8 protein-coding genes are annotated in these 14602 nt (G+C 65.8%); all 8 read left to right on the plus strand.

Annotated features, from left to right (window positions below; all coding sequences use genetic code 11):
* The first annotated feature begins 3 nt into the window (after positions 1 to 3).
* The 8 genes from N430_RS22190 to N430_RS22225 all read left to right on the plus strand — a co-directional run bounded on the left by N430_RS22190 (position 4) and on the right by N430_RS22225 (position 14583).
* Complete coding sequence (locus tag N430_RS22190) at positions 4 to 3804, plus strand: type VI secretion protein IcmF/TssM N-terminal domain-containing protein (RefSeq protein ID WP_110638572.1); 3801 nt, start codon at positions 4 to 6, stop codon at positions 3802 to 3804.
* Positions 3801 to 4709 (plus strand): type VI secretion system-associated protein TagF, encoded by a 909-nt coding sequence (gene tagF / locus N430_RS22195; RefSeq protein ID WP_110638573.1) that lies wholly within the window; start codon positions 3801 to 3803, stop codon positions 4707 to 4709. Before N430_RS22190 ends, tagF begins: the two co-directional genes overlap by 4 nt.
* Complete coding sequence (gene tssM / locus N430_RS22200) at positions 4706 to 7198, plus strand: type VI secretion system membrane subunit TssM (protein WP_110638574.1); 2493 nt, start codon at positions 4706 to 4708, stop codon at positions 7196 to 7198. The genes tagF and tssM overlap by 4 nt, the downstream gene beginning before the upstream one ends.
* Positions 7199 to 7342: 144 nt before the next feature.
* Positions 7343 to 7861: a type VI secretion system tube protein Hcp gene (locus N430_RS22205; RefSeq protein WP_110638575.1), complete on the plus strand. Its 519-nt coding sequence runs from the start codon at positions 7343 to 7345 to the stop codon at positions 7859 to 7861.
* Between the two features lie 95 nt (positions 7862 to 7956).
* Positions 7957 to 9054, plus strand: a complete 1098-nt coding sequence (gene tssA, locus N430_RS22210; RefSeq protein WP_110638576.1) for a type VI secretion system protein TssA — start codon at positions 7957 to 7959, stop codon at positions 9052 to 9054.
* 169 nt (positions 9055 to 9223) lie between these two features.
* On the plus strand, positions 9224 to 11731 hold the full coding sequence (gene uvrA, locus N430_RS22215; protein ID WP_110638577.1) for an excinuclease ABC subunit UvrA: 2508 nt from the start codon (positions 9224 to 9226) through the stop codon (positions 11729 to 11731).
* 63 nt (positions 11732 to 11794) lie between these two features.
* Entirely contained in the window at positions 11795 to 13444 is a 1650-nt protein-coding gene (locus tag N430_RS22220; RefSeq protein WP_110638578.1) for an MFS transporter, read from the plus strand.
* The gene (locus N430_RS22225) at positions 13441 to 14583 is read left to right on the plus strand and encodes an HlyD family secretion protein (protein WP_110638579.1); all 1143 of its coding nucleotides are present in this window, start codon (positions 13441 to 13443) and stop codon (positions 14581 to 14583) included. Before N430_RS22220 ends, N430_RS22225 begins: the two co-directional genes overlap by 4 nt.
* Positions 14584 to 14602 lie beyond the last annotated feature (19 nt).

Below are 14602 nucleotides of genomic sequence, written 5' to 3' on the forward strand. Positions count from 1 at the left end.
GACATGAAAACATTACTGCGTCTGTTGAAAAGTTTCTGGATTCTCCTGCCACTGCTGTGGCTGGCGAGCCTGTTGATCTGCTGGCTGGCCGCACCGTTGCTGCCGTGGCTGCGTCATCACCTGCCCGAAGCGCTGGCGATCATCAGCGCCTGCTTCCTGCTGGTGATCGTGCTGCGCCAGTACCAGCGCATCCGCGCCGAACACAACCTCGAGAACATGCTGCAGATCGAGGTCGACCGCTCGTGGAATGCCACCGGCGAATTCCGTGACCAGCAAGTACTGCGCGAGCGCCTCAAGCACGCCATCGCCATGCTGCGCACCGACCGCTCGGCCGGCGGTGGCGGCAAGGCGGCGCTGTCCGATCTGCCGTGGTACCTGGTGCTGGGCATGTCGGCTGCCGGCAAGACCTCGCTGCTGACCCATTCGGGCCTTTCGGCCAGCATCGCCACGGCCAACGACAGCGAAAGCGGCACTCAGCACTGCGACTGGTACTTCAGCCCTGAAGCGGTGATGATCGACACCGCCGGCCGTTACCTGCGCGACGACCAGTCGGCCAGCGAGTTTTCGGCCTTTCTGCGCATGCTGCGCAAGCAGCGCGGCAAGGCGGCGATCAACGGCCTGGTGCTGGTGGTCAGCCTGCCGGAGTTGCTGGCCGCCAACAGTGACGATCGCAATGCCCTGGCCGCCCAGTTGGTGGCGCGGGTGGAAGAGTACGCGGATTGCCTGGACGCCAACCCGCCGATCTACCTGATGCTGAGCAAGACCGACCAGCTGCCGGGCTTCAACCAGGCCTTCGACGGCCTTGACCTGCACGAGCGCCAGCAGCCACTGGGCATGACCTTCGGCCTTTCGGAAATCCGCAGCAATGGCCTGCATGCCGTGCTGCAAACGCGCCTCAAGAACCTCCAGGGCCATGTGCGCCAGCACGTCGATGCACAGATGATCGCCCTCGGCTCGGAGGCCGACAGCACCCTGGTGAACTTCCCGCAGTACTTCGCCGCCCTCAGCGGTGTGCTCGAGCAGTTCCTCGAACACTTCACCCGTGGCCACCGCGGCGGCGCCCCGCTGCTGCTGCGCGGCCTGTACTTCACCAGCGCGCTGCAGACCGACCAGCAGCTCGGGCAGGTCTATGAAGACGCCATCGCCGACGAGTTCGCCCTGAAGGCAGCAGACGATGACGGCGCTGCAAACGCCGGCAAGGCCGCGGGCAACCGCAGCTACTTCATCACCGACACCTTCCGCCGGGTGATCTTCCCTGACCGTGACCTGACCCTGTTCCAGTCGCGCATGGGCCGCCAGGCCGGCTTCAGCCCGCTGCTGCTGGGCCTGGCAGCTGCCACCGGCGTGCTGTTCATCGGCTGGCAAGCGCTGTCGTTCGCCAACAACCGCCAGTGGCTGGAAAGCCTGCGCGGGCAACTGGCGCAGATCGAGCAGGCAGAAGACCGCGAGCAGCTGCTGGCCGCGGGCAAGGGCCTGGAAGTGCTGCGCGAACAGATGGCTGCCGTCGAGGCCCATCGCCTGCAGGGCGTCCCCCTGCAACTGAGTGCCGGCCTGTACCACGGCGAGGCAATCCACCAGGTGACCCGCACCGCCTACCTGGCGCAACTGCGTAGCCAGGCGCTGGAGCCGATCGCCCGCAGCCTGCAAGTGCAGATGCGCGCGTTCAACGCCTTCGCCAGCGGTATCAATCAGGAGCTGGAATTTACCCCGGCGCCGCAGAAGAAGCGCAATGGCAAGCCATTGGCACCGGCTGTTGCCGCCAAGGCCCAGGCTGCGTTGAGCAATACCCGCCTGGGTGGCTATGCCGCCAAAGTCAACCTGGCCACCGCCAGCGATGCCGCCGACCTTTCGGCCACCACCGGCGGCCTGTCGTTGTCCGAGGAAATGCTCGGGCGCCTCGACGAGCAACAGGTGGCGTCGATCATCGATGCCTACAACACCCTCAAGCTCTACCTGCTGCTGACCGAACCCCAGGCCCATCCGGACGCTGCCTTCGTCGCCGCCAGCCTGCCCCAGGCGTGGGCCAGCGCCGCAGGTGAAGGTACCTTGGCCGATGCCGGCGTGATCGACGAGAACGCCCCGCTCTACGTGCAGCTGCTGGAACAGGGCCAGGCACCGTCATTGCCACGCAACGAGCAACTGATCAACGAAACCCGGGAAAACCTCAAGTCGTTCATGATCTCCAGCTCCCTGGTCGATCGCGAATACCTGCGCCTGCAGCTCGAATCGAGCCGCCAGTTCCCGGCGTTGAGCCTCAACGACCTGGTGCCGCAACCGGGCCGCGCCTTGCTGTACGGCTCCGCTGGCGTTCCGGCGATCTACACCCGCCAGGGCTGGGACACCTTCGTCAAGCCCGAGCTGATCAAGCTGGTGTCCGGCAACCTGCGCAACGAGTCGGACTGGGTACTGGACGGCGAAGGCGGCGATGCCATCGTGCAGAAGGCCAACTTCGTCCGCGAGTTCATGACCCGCTACAAACGCGACTACACCCAGGCCTGGTACAAGATGGTCAGCAGCGTCGGCGTGCGCCACTTCGCCGACCTGGCCTCGGCCACCGAGCAACTGGGCCTGCTCAGCGACGTGCAGAACTCGCCAGTGAAAAACCTGCTGGCGGCGGTCAACGACAACACCCAGTGGGACCTGCCGCTCAAGCACACCATCCCGACCCCGGGCGCCGCCCGCGAGGACGGCTTCTGGAGCAAGGTCAGCGGCCTGCTCGACAACAAAGACGACCTGCCCGCGAGCGTTGCCCCGGCCCTGCCGGCGGTCGACGATGGCAGCCTGGCCAAGCGCTTCGAACCGGTGGCGCGGGTGTTCGCCGAGAACAACGCCGAAGGTGCCGACAGCACCATCATGGACCGCTACCTGGCCGCGCTGCGCAAGCTCAAGGTGCGTATGAACAACATCCAGCGCTCGCAAGATGTGGGCAAGAGCAGCAAGCAGCTGATCAGCGAAACCCTGGAAGGCCAGCCGAGCGAAGTCACCACCGTGCGCAACTACGTGGAAAGCAGCGTCGACACCAGCCAGGACGCCCTGTCGCGCTCGCTGCAGGGGCTGTTCAGCCTGCCGATCCAGTACGCCTGGGCGACCCTGCGCGACCCGGCCGGCCAGCAGATCGCCAAAGCCTGGGCACAGCAGATCGCCAAGCCGTGGGAACAGGTCATGGCGCACCGCTACCCGATTGCTGGCGGCAGCCGCAACGAAGCTTCGGTAAAAGACCTGCAGCGCTTCGTCGACCCCGACAGCGGCCTGCTGCCGGCCTTCAAGCGCAACGAAATCGGCAACCTGGCCGGCGGAGAAGGCCTGGGTGCTGGCGACGGTAAAGGGCCGGCGCTGGTCAACCCGGGCATGCTCAACAGCATCGACAAGGCCAGCTCCGTAGGCCAGGTGATCGCCAGCCTGTCGGACCGCGACAACGGCTTCGAGATCATGCTGGAGCCTTCGGCCAACTTCACCGACATCGTGTTCACCCTCGATGGCCAGGAGCAGCACTACCGCAACGGCCGCAGCAGCTGGAACCGCTTTGCCTGGCCAGGCACCAGCAACGCCCCGGGCGCTCGCCTGGACGTGGTCACCCTGAGCGGCGCACGGGTCACCGTGTTCGACTTCCCGGGGCGCTGGGGCCTGCTGCGCATGAACGAAAGCGCCCGGGTCGAAGACCTCGACGGTATCCAGCAGCGCTTCAGCTGGAACACCGCCAACGGCCGCGTGAGCCTGGTGGTGCGCAACTTCGGTGGGGTCAAGCTGACCGACCTGGGCGACGTCAAGGCGCTCAGTGCCCTCAACGGCAGGGGCGCGCAATGATCGGTTGCTTCGGCAAGCTGCCGTCGAGCGCGGACTTCGTCAGCCTGCATGGCGCGGCGGAAGAAGTCTGCGAATTCGACGCCTGGCTGCAGTCCTCGCTGGCGGCCATGCGCCACCGCGACGACTGGCAGGCGTTGTTCGACGCATTGCCGATGTGCTTCTTCAACTACCGGGCGCGCAATGGCAACTGGCTGCTCGGTGGCCTGCTCAGCTCGCGTGACGCCAGCCAGCGGCGCTACCCTTTCTTCATCTTCCAGCTGCTCAAGGGCGAGGAAGGCCAAGCGCTGGTCAACCCGTTCACCCTGGGTGAGCTGTTCAGCGCGCAGATCAAGCCGTTGCTGCACCAGGCGGTGCAAGGTGCCGAGCGTGCCAGCCTGTTCGAGCAGATCAAGGCACTGCGCCCGCTGCAGGGCCAGGACCTCGACCTGTTCCGCCGGGTGCACGCCAAGTTCCTCCACGACTTCAGCTTTGCCGATGTCGCCCGCGCCCTGCATGGTTCATGGCCAAGCTTCGACAGCACTACCGCGCTGGCGCAGCTACAGGCCTGCCGGCCGGTGCTGCACGGCGACTTCGAAGGCGGTATCGAACTGCCGCTGCCGGCCGAGCGTGGCCTGAAAAACCCCACGGCCGACCTTTGGCTGACCTGGCTGACACGCATGAGCAGGCAGCCGAGCGTGCCGGCGGTGAGCCTGCTGGCCGACGACTTCATGCACCCGCGGCTGTACTGCTTCCCGTCGCGCCACGCCAGCAGCGCCTATCGCCTGCTCAGTGGCTGCGCCGACACGCATCAGCACCTGGCGCTGCTCGGCCAGGTGGCAGCGGCGCCGCGCAAACACGACTACGACCGACCTCTTGAACACGTCATCGACCAGTTCGTCGATGCGCTGGATGCGACGCCTGTATGAACAAGATCAAGTACTACTGTCTGCGTTACCAACCCTACCTGCTGGGGGTCGCGTTCTTCCTGGCGATCTTCCTGGTCTGGGCCATCGGCCGCGCCCTGGGCTTCGCTTCGCTGCACAGCCTGCTGGCAGGTATCGGCGTGTTTCTGCTGCTGTCGGCAGGCTATGTACTGCTGCTGTACCGGGGTGCCGGCCAGCACCACAACCTCGAAGGCCTGCTGCGTGACGACGCCGACCAGGCCGTACTCAACGCCACCCCGGCCGACCGTGAGGAAATCAGCCTGCTGCGCGAGCGCCTGCTGCAGAGCATCGAACGCCTGCACAGCAACAAGCCGCGTGGCAGCACCGCCAAGGATGCGCTGTACGCCCTGCCCTGGTACCTGGTGATCGGCCAGCCGGCCGCAGGCAAGAGCACCATGATCCTCCAGTCGGGCCTGAACTTCCCCTACGCCGAACGCGAGGGCGCGCGGGTGTCGGGCCTGGGCGGCACGCGTAACTGCGACTGGTTCTTCAGCTCCGAGGCGGTACTGCTGGACACTGCCGGGCGCTACATGAACAGCCCCGAAGAAGCCGGCAAGTGGCGCGGCTTCCTGCAGCTGCTGCGTCAACATCGCCAACGCCGCCCGCTCAATGGCCTGATCGTCAGCGTCAGCATCGCCGACATCCTGCACGGTTCGGCCGAAGACCAGGAGCGCGTGGCCAAGCGCCTGCGTGAACGCATCCAGGAAAGCTGCGCGCTGCTGGAAGTGCGCCTGCCGATCTACCTGGTGTTCACCAAGTGCGACCTGATCCCCGGCTTCACCCCGTTCTACCGCCAGCTGGACGATGCCGCACGCGGCGAGGTGATGGGCAAGACCTTCTCGCACAAGGGCTACGAGCAGGCCGACTGGGGCCAGCGCTTCGGCAAGGCGATGGACGAGCTGACCGGTTACTGGCAGCACGTGGCGAGCCAGCAGCTGGTGCAACAGGATATCCAGGTGACCCGGCAGAACGACGCCGCCTACCGCTTCCCGCTGGAGCTGGCGGCGCTCAAGCCGCGCCTGCAGCAGTTTGTCGACAGCCTGCTGCGTGCCAACCCTTACCAGAATGCGGAAATGCTCCGTGGTTTCTACTTCACCGCCGCGCTGGAGGCTGACGAGGCCCAATGGGGCAGCCACGGCCAGCATGTGGCCGAGCGCTTCGCCCTGGAACAGGACGCAGACGCCGCTGGTGCTGGCAGCCACCCGGCGCCACTGTTCATCAACAGCCTGTTCCGCAAGGTGATCATCCCCGACCAGCACTTGGTGGCGCTGTACACCAGCAACCATCGCGAGCGCCGGCGCAAGGGCGCCTGGGTAGCCGCTGCCGGCCTGGCTGGCCTGGTGCTGTGCAGCCTGTGGGGCTGGTCGTACCTGAACAACCGCGCCACCCTGGCCAGCATTGCCGACGAGCTGGCCCAGGCCAAGGCCGAAGACAAGGCCGCCAGCGGCCAGTACACCGCCTGGCGCAGCCTCGATCGCCTGCGCTTCTGGACTGCGCACTACTATCAGCAGCACCACGAACAGGGCGTGCCGCTGGGCATGCGCCTGGGCCTGTACCAGGGCCATGAGGTGGAGCCGATCGTGCGCAATCGCTACTTCGCCACCCTGCAGAACGTGATGCTCAAGCCCACGGCTGACAACCTGACCCGCACCCTGTACCTGCTGACCACGCTCAAGGTCTACCAGCGCAACGCCCGTGAGCTGCAGCCAGTCAGTGGCGTCGACAGCGTGCAGGCCGAAGCCTTGCCCCATGACAACCGCGCCCAGTCGATCGCCGACTTCGGCAAGGCGACCCTGGACACCTACGTGATGCTTTCGCCGGCCCAGCGCGAAAAGGCCGACCCGGCCTTCCTCAAGGCGCGCCTACCGGACTACTGGTACCCGGCCATCGCCCGCCAGACCGGCAAGAGCATGGCGGCGGCCGGTAGCGAAGGCGGCAACCAGGACTACCTGTACGCCAGCCGCCAGATCACCTTCTACAGCGACCAGATCCGTGAACCGGACGTGCCACGCATCCTCGACAACGCCTTCCTGATGTCCAGCTCGCGCAACTACATCGACAGCCTGCGGGCCCAGTCGCTGCGCTCGATCGAGACCATCACGCTGGAATCCGACACGCTGTTCGCCTTCGGCCGCGCCGACTTCCAGAGCCTGAAGAACGAAGGCCAGAACCAGCTGAGCGCAATCGCCAGCAAACTGCTGAACACGCCGAACATCGGCAAGATCGTCATCTCTGGCCACGCCGACCAGCTTGGCGACAGCCAGGGCAACCTGCAGGTGTCGAAACAACGGGCGCAGACCATTCGTACCTACCTGGTCGGCAAGGGTGTGCCCGCCGAACTGGTGGTCGCCCAGGGCGAAGGCAGCCGCAAGCCGTTGGTCAACTGCGACATGCAGCAACCGCGGGCGCAGCTGATCAAGTGCCTGGAGCCCAACCGACGGGTGGAAATCGAAGTGCGCGGGCTCAACTGAGGCCGCGCCGCAAGAACCGGCCACCCGGGCCTCACAGGAGGAGGCCCGGAGGGCGGCAAGCTACCTCTGCCGACGTGTTCGGCGAGGTCAAAACCAAGGGGTGCATGAGCAACCCTTCAAATGATGTTAATGGAGAGTTTCACAATGGCTTTTGACGCGTATATCCAAATCGACGGCATCCCAGGCGAAGTACTGGACGACAAGCACAAGGACTGGATCGAAGTGCTGGGCTACGAGTACGGCGCCACCCAGGCCACCTCGGCTACCGCCAGCTCCTCGGGCGGTGCGTCCTCCGAGCGTGTTGCCCTGAGCGACTTCAAGATCCGCAAGGCAGTCGACAAGGCTTCGGCCAAGCTGTTCGAACACTGCTGCACCGGCAAGCACATCTCCAAGCTGAAACTGAACGTCAACCGTGCCGGTGGTGACAAGGTCACCTACCTGACCATCGACATGGAAGAAGTCGTGGTGTCGTCGGTCAAGTTCGTCGCCGGTGGCAACCAGGGCGGTGAAGACAAGGCCGTGAGCGACCTGCCGATCGAAGAGATCAGCTTCAACTTCGCTCGCATCAAGACTACCTACACCCAGCAGAACCGTACCGACGGCCAGGCTGGCGGCAACATCGTCGGTGGCTGGGACCGCACCGCGAACAAAGTGTTCGCCTAAGCACTGGCTTGCCCATGGGCCGCGCAGGCGGCCCATGTTCCGCAGCGTGCCGGCTGGCCCGGCACGCCGCTTCCCTCCCCTGATCAGAGTGTTATATGCCTGAAATCCTCAACGACCTTTCGCTGGCCGAGCTGGCCGCACCGATCGACGGTGGCAGTGGCGAAGACTTGAGCTTCTCTGCCTTGTTCGACCAGATCAAGGAGGCGCGCCGGGCAGACCCTGACTACCTGACCCAGGGCGACTGGCAGACCGACCTGAAAACCGCCGACTGGGAACAGGTCATCGACCTATCGGCCCAGGGGCTGGCACAACAGAGCAAGGACCTGATGCTGGTCGCCTGGCTCAGCGAAGGCCTGGCACAGCGCGAGCATTTCGAAGGCATCAGTTTCGGCCTGCAGCTGACCGAACGCATCCTCGACCAGTTCTGGGACAGCGCCTACCCCTCGCTTGAAGACGGCCTGGACGAGCGCGCCGCGCGCCTTTCCTGGCTCAAGACCACACTCACCGACATTGCCGGTGGCTTGCCCATCACCCAAGGGCAGAATTTCGGCGTGCAGCGCTATGACGAATCACGCCATGTAGAAAACCTCGCCTTGCAGAACCCCAAGGCGATGCAGACCGCGCTCAACGAAGGCAAGATCAACGCCGAGATCTTCCAGCGTTCGGTGGCCCTCAGTGACACCGAGCACCTGCGCACCAAGGCCATGCAGATTGCCGCCAGCCTACAGGCCTGCAACCGCCTGCAAGCCAGTGCCGACCGTTTGTTCGGCCACGAAGCCCCAAGCTTCGCCAGCCTCGCCGACATGCTGTCGCGGGCCAGCCAGCTGGCCGAAAAACTGCTCAAGGACCGCGGCGTCGAACTGCACCCGGTCGTCGTGCCAGTGGCAGAACCTGTCGCCACCGTTGCCCCCTCCAGCGAAGCAGGTGAACCGATGAATACGCCCGTCCAGGCCACCGCGCCTGCGCCCATGCGCACCACGCCACTGACCCGCGACGAGGCCTTCACCATGCTCGCCGGCATCGCCCAGTTCTTCAAGCAGAGCGAGCCGCAAAGCCCGGTGCCCTACCTGATCGAACGCGCCATCAAGTGGGGCAACATGCCGCTGGAAGGCTGGCTGAGCGACGTGATCAAGGACAGCAATGTGGTGGACAACATCCGCGACGTGCTGGGCACCCGCGAACCCAGGTCCTGATCCTGTGCAAGGCTTACGGGCCTATTCGCGGGCGCGCCCGCTCCCACAGGTACCGCACAATGCTCAGGCTTTAGGTGATCCTGTGGGAGCGGGCGAGCCCGCGAATAGGCCGGCACAGCCAGCAAAAATACTGCTACCTTGAGCGCTCTTCACTGCCAAGGACCGCCCCATGCCGCACACTCCCACCGGCTTCATCCGCGTCCGTGGCGCCCGCGAGCACAACCTCAAGAACATCGACGTCGATATCCCCCGCGACGCGCTGGTGGTGTTCACCGGGGTGTCCGGCTCGGGCAAGTCTTCGCTGGCCTTCTCCACCCTCTACGCCGAAGCCCAGCGCCGCTACTTCGAATCGGTCGCGCCCTATGCCCGGCGCCTGATCGACCAGGTCGGCGTGCCGGACGTCGACGCCATCGAAGGCCTGCCCCCGGCCGTGGCCTTGCAACAGCAACGCGGCACGCCCAGCGCACGCTCGTCGGTAGGCAGCGTCACCACGCTGTCCAGTTCGATCCGCATGCTCTACTCCCGCGCCGGCAGCTACCCGGCCGGGCAACCGATGCTGTACGCCGAGGACTTCTCGCCCAACACCCCGCAAGGCGCCTGCCCGGAGTGCCATGGGCTGGGGCGGGTCTATGAAGTGAGCGAGGCGACCATGGTCCCCGACCCGTCGCTGACCATCCGCGAACGTGCCGTGGCGGCCTGGCCCATGGCCTGGCAGGGGCAGAACCTGCGCGACATCCTGGTGACCCTGGGCTATGACGTCGACATCCCCTGGCGCGACCTGCCGCAGGAGCAGCGCGACTGGATTCTCTACACCGAAGAAACGCCCACAGTGCCGGTGTACGCCGGCCTGACACCGTCTCAGACCCGCGCCGCGCTCAAGCGCAAGCTCGAACCGAGCTACCAGGGCACTTTCAGCGGCGCCCGGCGCTATGTGCTGCATACCTTCATGCACTCGCAGAGCGCGCAGATGCGCAAGCGCGTGTCGCAGTACATGCGCCCAAGCCCGTGCCCGCTGTGCCAGGGCAAACGGCTCAAGCGTGCGGCGCTGGACGTGACCTTCGCCGGCCGCGACATCGGCGAGCTGTCGCGGCTGCCGTTGCAGGCCCTGGCTGAGGTATTCCGCCAGGTCGCAGCGCCGGGCTACCTGGAGCAGCACGACGACAGCCTGACCCTGGAAAAACGCCTGGCCGCACAACGCATCGCCAATGAACTGCTGGAGCGCATCGACACCCTGATCGACCTGGGCCTGGGCTACCTGGCGCTAGAGCGCAGCACGCCGACGCTGTCGTTCGGCGAACTGCAACGCCTGCGCCTGGCCACCCAGCTCAATTCACAGCTGTTCGGTGTGATCTACGTGCTCGACGAACCCTCCGCCGGCCTGCATCCGGCCGACAGCGAAGCGCTGTTCGATGCCTTGCAGCGGCTCAAGCAGGCGGGCAACTCGGTGTATGTGGTGGAGCACGACCTGGACACCATGCGCCGCGCCGACTGGCTGGTGGATGTCGGCCCTGCGGCTGGCGAGCATGGCGGGCAAGTGCTCTACAGCGGCCCGCCAACCGGCCTGGCACAGGTCGAGGCCTCGCGCACTGCCGCCTACCTGTTCGCCGAACAGCAGCGCACCTCACGTGCGCCACGCCAGCCGCACGACTGGCTGGCACTGGAAGGCATCACCCGCAACAATCTCGACAACCTCAACGCCCGCTTCCCGCTGGGTTGCTTCACCTCGGTCACAGGCATTTCCGGCTCGGGCAAGTCGAGCCTGGTCAGCCAGGCCTTGCTGGAACTGGTCGGTGCCCATCTCGGTCAGGCCGGACAGAAGGCCGAACCTGACGAGCAAAGCCTTGAAGATGAGCCCGAGCAATTCAGCGCTGGGCGTGTCACTGCCGGGCTCGATAGCATCAAGCGGCTGGTGCAAGTGGACCAGAAGCCGATCGGCCGCACGCCGCGCTCGAACCTCGCCACCTACACCGGGTTGTTCGACCATGTGCGCAAGCTGTTCGCCGGCACCGAGCAGGCCAAGGCCTGCGGTTTCGATGCGGGGCGTTTCTCGTTCAACGTCGCCAAGGGCCGTTGCGACAACTGTGAAGGCGAAGGCTTCGTCAGCGTCGAACTGCTGTTCATGCCCAGCGTCTATGCGCCCTGCCCGACCTGCCACGGTGCACGCTACAACCCCGAGACCCTGGCAGTGAGCTGGCAGGGCATGAACATCGCCCAGGTGCTGCAGCTGACGGTCGAGCAGGCACTGCAGGTGTTCGCCGAGCAGCCCGCGGCGCGGCGTTGCCTGCAGGTGCTGCAGGACATCGGCCTGGGCTACCTGCGTCTGGGGCAGCCGGCAACCGAGCTGTCCGGTGGCGAGGCGCAACGGATCAAGCTGGCCACCGAGCTGCAGCGCGTGGCCCGCGGGGCGACCTTGTATGTGCTGGATGAACCTACCAACGGGCTGCACCCGCAGGATATCGACCGCTTGCTGCTGCAGCTCAATCGCTTGGTCGAGGCCGGGCACAGTGTGGTGGTGGTCGAGCATGACATGCGTGTGGTGGCGCAAAGTGACTGGGTGATCGATATCGGGCCTGGGGCCGGGGATGCGGGCGGTCAGGTGGTGGTCAGTGGTACGCCACAGGTGGTGGCCGGGTGTGCTGATAGCCGTACTGCCGAGTTTCTGGCCCGGGCCTTGTAGCGCCTGATCTGGCCTCTTCGCGGCTAAAGCCGCTCCCACAGGGGAAGTGATACAGTCAACGCCATGGACAAATACACCCCGCGCCAGTGGCTCCCCCACGAGAAGCCCAGCCTCCCCGGCTCCCCTTCCACGCCCCTGCACACGCCGGCCAAGCGCCTGGCGTACGGGGTGGTCGGCCTGCTGGTGGCCATTACTGGCGGCCTGGGTAACGCACTGGTCACCGCCAACCTGGTATTTCTGCAAGGCGCGCTGGGCGCGACCAGCGCCGAGATGGCCTGGCTGCCGGCGGCCTATGTGATGACCAACGTGTCGATCAACCTGCTGCTGGTCAAGTTTCGCCAGCAGTTCGGCTTGCGCGCGTTCACCGAGGTGTTCCTGGTGCTGTATGCCCTGGTCACCTTCGCCCATCTGCTGGTCAACGACCTCAACTCGGCCATCGCCGTGCGCGCCGCCCACGGCATGGTCGGCGCGGCGCTCAGTTCGCTGGGCCTGTACTACATGATCCAGGCGTTCCCCGAGCGCTGGCGGTTGAAGGCAATGGTGCTGGGGCTTGGCGCCTCGCAACTGGCCCTGCCGCTGGCGCGGATCTTCTCTGAAGACCTGCTGCAGATCGCCGAATGGCGCGGCCTGTACCTGTTCGAACTGGGCCTGGCACTGGCCGCACTGGGCTGCGTGCTGCTGCTCAAGCTGCCCCCCGGTGACCGCTTCAAGACCTTCGAGCCGCTGGACTTCCTCACCTTCACCTTGATGGCCAGCGGCGTCGCCCTGCTTTGCGCCGCGCTGTCGCTGGGGCGCATCGACTGGTGGCTGGAGGCGCCGTGGATCGGCATTGCCCTGGCCTCGTCGATTGCCTTGATCTTCACGGGCCTGGCCATCGAGCATAACCGTCAGAACCCGCTGCTGATGACCCGCTGGCTGGGCAGTGGCGCGATCATCCGCCTGGGCCTGTGCGTCATCCTCATTCGCATGGTCACTTCGGAGCAGTCCACCGGTGCTGTGGGCTTTCTGCAGGTGCTGAACATGGGCAGCGAACAGATGCGCTCGCTGTACTGGATCATGCTGCTCGGCGCCGTGGCGGGCCTGGCCAGCAGTGCGCTGACCATCGACCCCAAACACTTGGTGATTCCGCTGTTCGTCTCGCTGCTGGCGATGGCTACCGGGGCATTCATGGACAGCAGCTCGAGCAACCTCACGCGCCCGGCACAGATGTACTTCAGCCAGTTCCTGCTGGCCTTCGGCAGCACCTTCTTCCTTGGCCCGTCGATGGCCCTGGGCATCAGCCATGTTCGCGCCAACCCACGCAACCTGGTGAGCTTCTCGGTGCTGTTCGGCATCTGCAACAACCTCGGCGGCCTGATCGGCGCGGCGCTGCTGGGCACCTTCCAGACCTGGCGCGAGAAGTTCCATTCCAGCCACCTGATGGACCGCCTCAGCTACCTCGAACCGCTGGTCAATGCCCGCGTGCAGAGCGGCGGCGGCGGTTATGCCGGGATCCTCGCCGACCCGGCACTGCGCAGCGAGGCCGGCATGCGCGTGCTGGCCAGCGCCGCCACCCGCGAGGCCAACATAATGGCCTACAACGACGTGTTCGTGCTGATCGGCAGCATCGCCGTGCTGACCATGATCTGGATTACCATTCGCGGCTCCTGGCTGTGGTATGTCGCCCGCCAGGCCGCTTCATCCGACTCCACCAGCGGTACTGCCAGCCGATGACCGAAGAAACCCGCACCACCACCACCACCGCCATCGCCGAAACCCCAGAAGGCCGCACGCCGCCCAGCGAACCGACCAGCCCGGTGCGCACGCGGCGGGTGCGCATCCTGTCTACGATCAGCTTCGCCTGCGTGGCCCTGGTCGGCATTCTGGTAGTGCTTTATGCCTGGAACCTGCCGCCGTTCAGCAGCACCATCGAAAGCACCGAAAACGCCCTGGTGCGCGGCCAGGTGACGATCATCGGCCCACAGCTGAGCGGCTATATCGTCGACGTGCCGGTGCACGACTTCCAGTTCGTCAAGGCCGGCGACCTGCTGGTGCAACTGGACGACCGCATCTACAAGCAGCGCCTGGCCCAGGCCATCGCCCAACTGCAACAGCAACAAGCGGCGCTGGCCAACAACCTGCAGCAGCGCAACAGCGCCGAAGCCACCATCGCCCAGCGCCAGGCGGCAATCGGCGATGCCTCGGCCCAGGCGACCAAGGCCAAGGCCGACCTCAGCCGCAACCAGGCGCTGGTCAGCGATGGTTCGGTGTCGCGCAGCTCGCTGGATCTGGCCCGCGCCAGCGAGGCCGCCGCCGTCGCCACCCTGGCCCAGGCCAAGGCCGCGCTGGAAATCGCCCGCCAGGACCGCGAGACGGTGATCGTCAACCGCGCCTCGCTGGAGGCTTCGGTGGAAAACGCCAAGGCCGCCGTCGAGCTGGCCCGCATCGACCTCGACAACACCCGCGTCACTGCCCCGCGCGACGGCCAGCTGGGGCAGATCGGCACGCGCCTGGGTGCCTACGTCAACTCGGGTGCGCAACTGATGGCGCTGGTGCCCGACACCCTGTGGGTGATCGCCAACATGAAAGAAACCCAGATGGCCGACGTGCGCATCGGCCAGCCGGTGACCTTCACCGTGGACGCCCTGAACCACCTCAAGCTGTACGGCCATGTGCAGCAGATTTCGCCGGCCACCGGCTCCGAGTTCGCCTTGCTGCAGGCCGACAACGCCACCGGCAACTTCGTGAAGATTGCCCAGCGCATCCCGGTGCGCATCACCGTCGACCCCGACCAGCCAGACGCCGCACGCCTGCGCCCGGGCATGTCGGTGGTGGTGGGCATCGATACCCGGGAGCCGCAAGGGCACCATTGACTTGCGCTTTGTGAACCCT

Origin of the sequence: Pseudomonas sp. CC120222-01a, from assembly GCF_003097235.1 — a bacterium.
GTDB lineage: Bacteria > Pseudomonadota > Gammaproteobacteria > Pseudomonadales > Pseudomonadaceae > Aquipseudomonas.

Coding starts and splice junctions, on each gene's coding strand:
- N430_RS22225 (WP_110638579.1), top strand. CDS start 13,441: ATGACCGAAGAAACCCGCACCACCACCACCACCGCCATCGCCGAAACC.
- uvrA (WP_110638577.1), top strand. CDS start 9,224: ATGCCGCACACTCCCACCGGCTTCATCCGCGTCCGTGGCGCCCGCGAG.
- tssM (WP_110638574.1), top strand. CDS start 4,706: ATGAACAAGATCAAGTACTACTGTCTGCGTTACCAACCCTACCTGCTG.
- N430_RS22205 (WP_110638575.1), top strand. CDS start 7,343: ATGGCTTTTGACGCGTATATCCAAATCGACGGCATCCCAGGCGAAGTA.
- N430_RS22190 (WP_110638572.1), top strand. CDS start 4: ATGAAAACATTACTGCGTCTGTTGAAAAGTTTCTGGATTCTCCTGCCA.
- tagF (WP_110638573.1), top strand. CDS start 3,801: ATGATCGGTTGCTTCGGCAAGCTGCCGTCGAGCGCGGACTTCGTCAGC.
- tssA (WP_110638576.1), top strand. CDS start 7,957: ATGCCTGAAATCCTCAACGACCTTTCGCTGGCCGAGCTGGCCGCACCG.
- N430_RS22220 (WP_110638578.1), top strand. CDS start 11,795: ATGGACAAATACACCCCGCGCCAGTGGCTCCCCCACGAGAAGCCCAGC.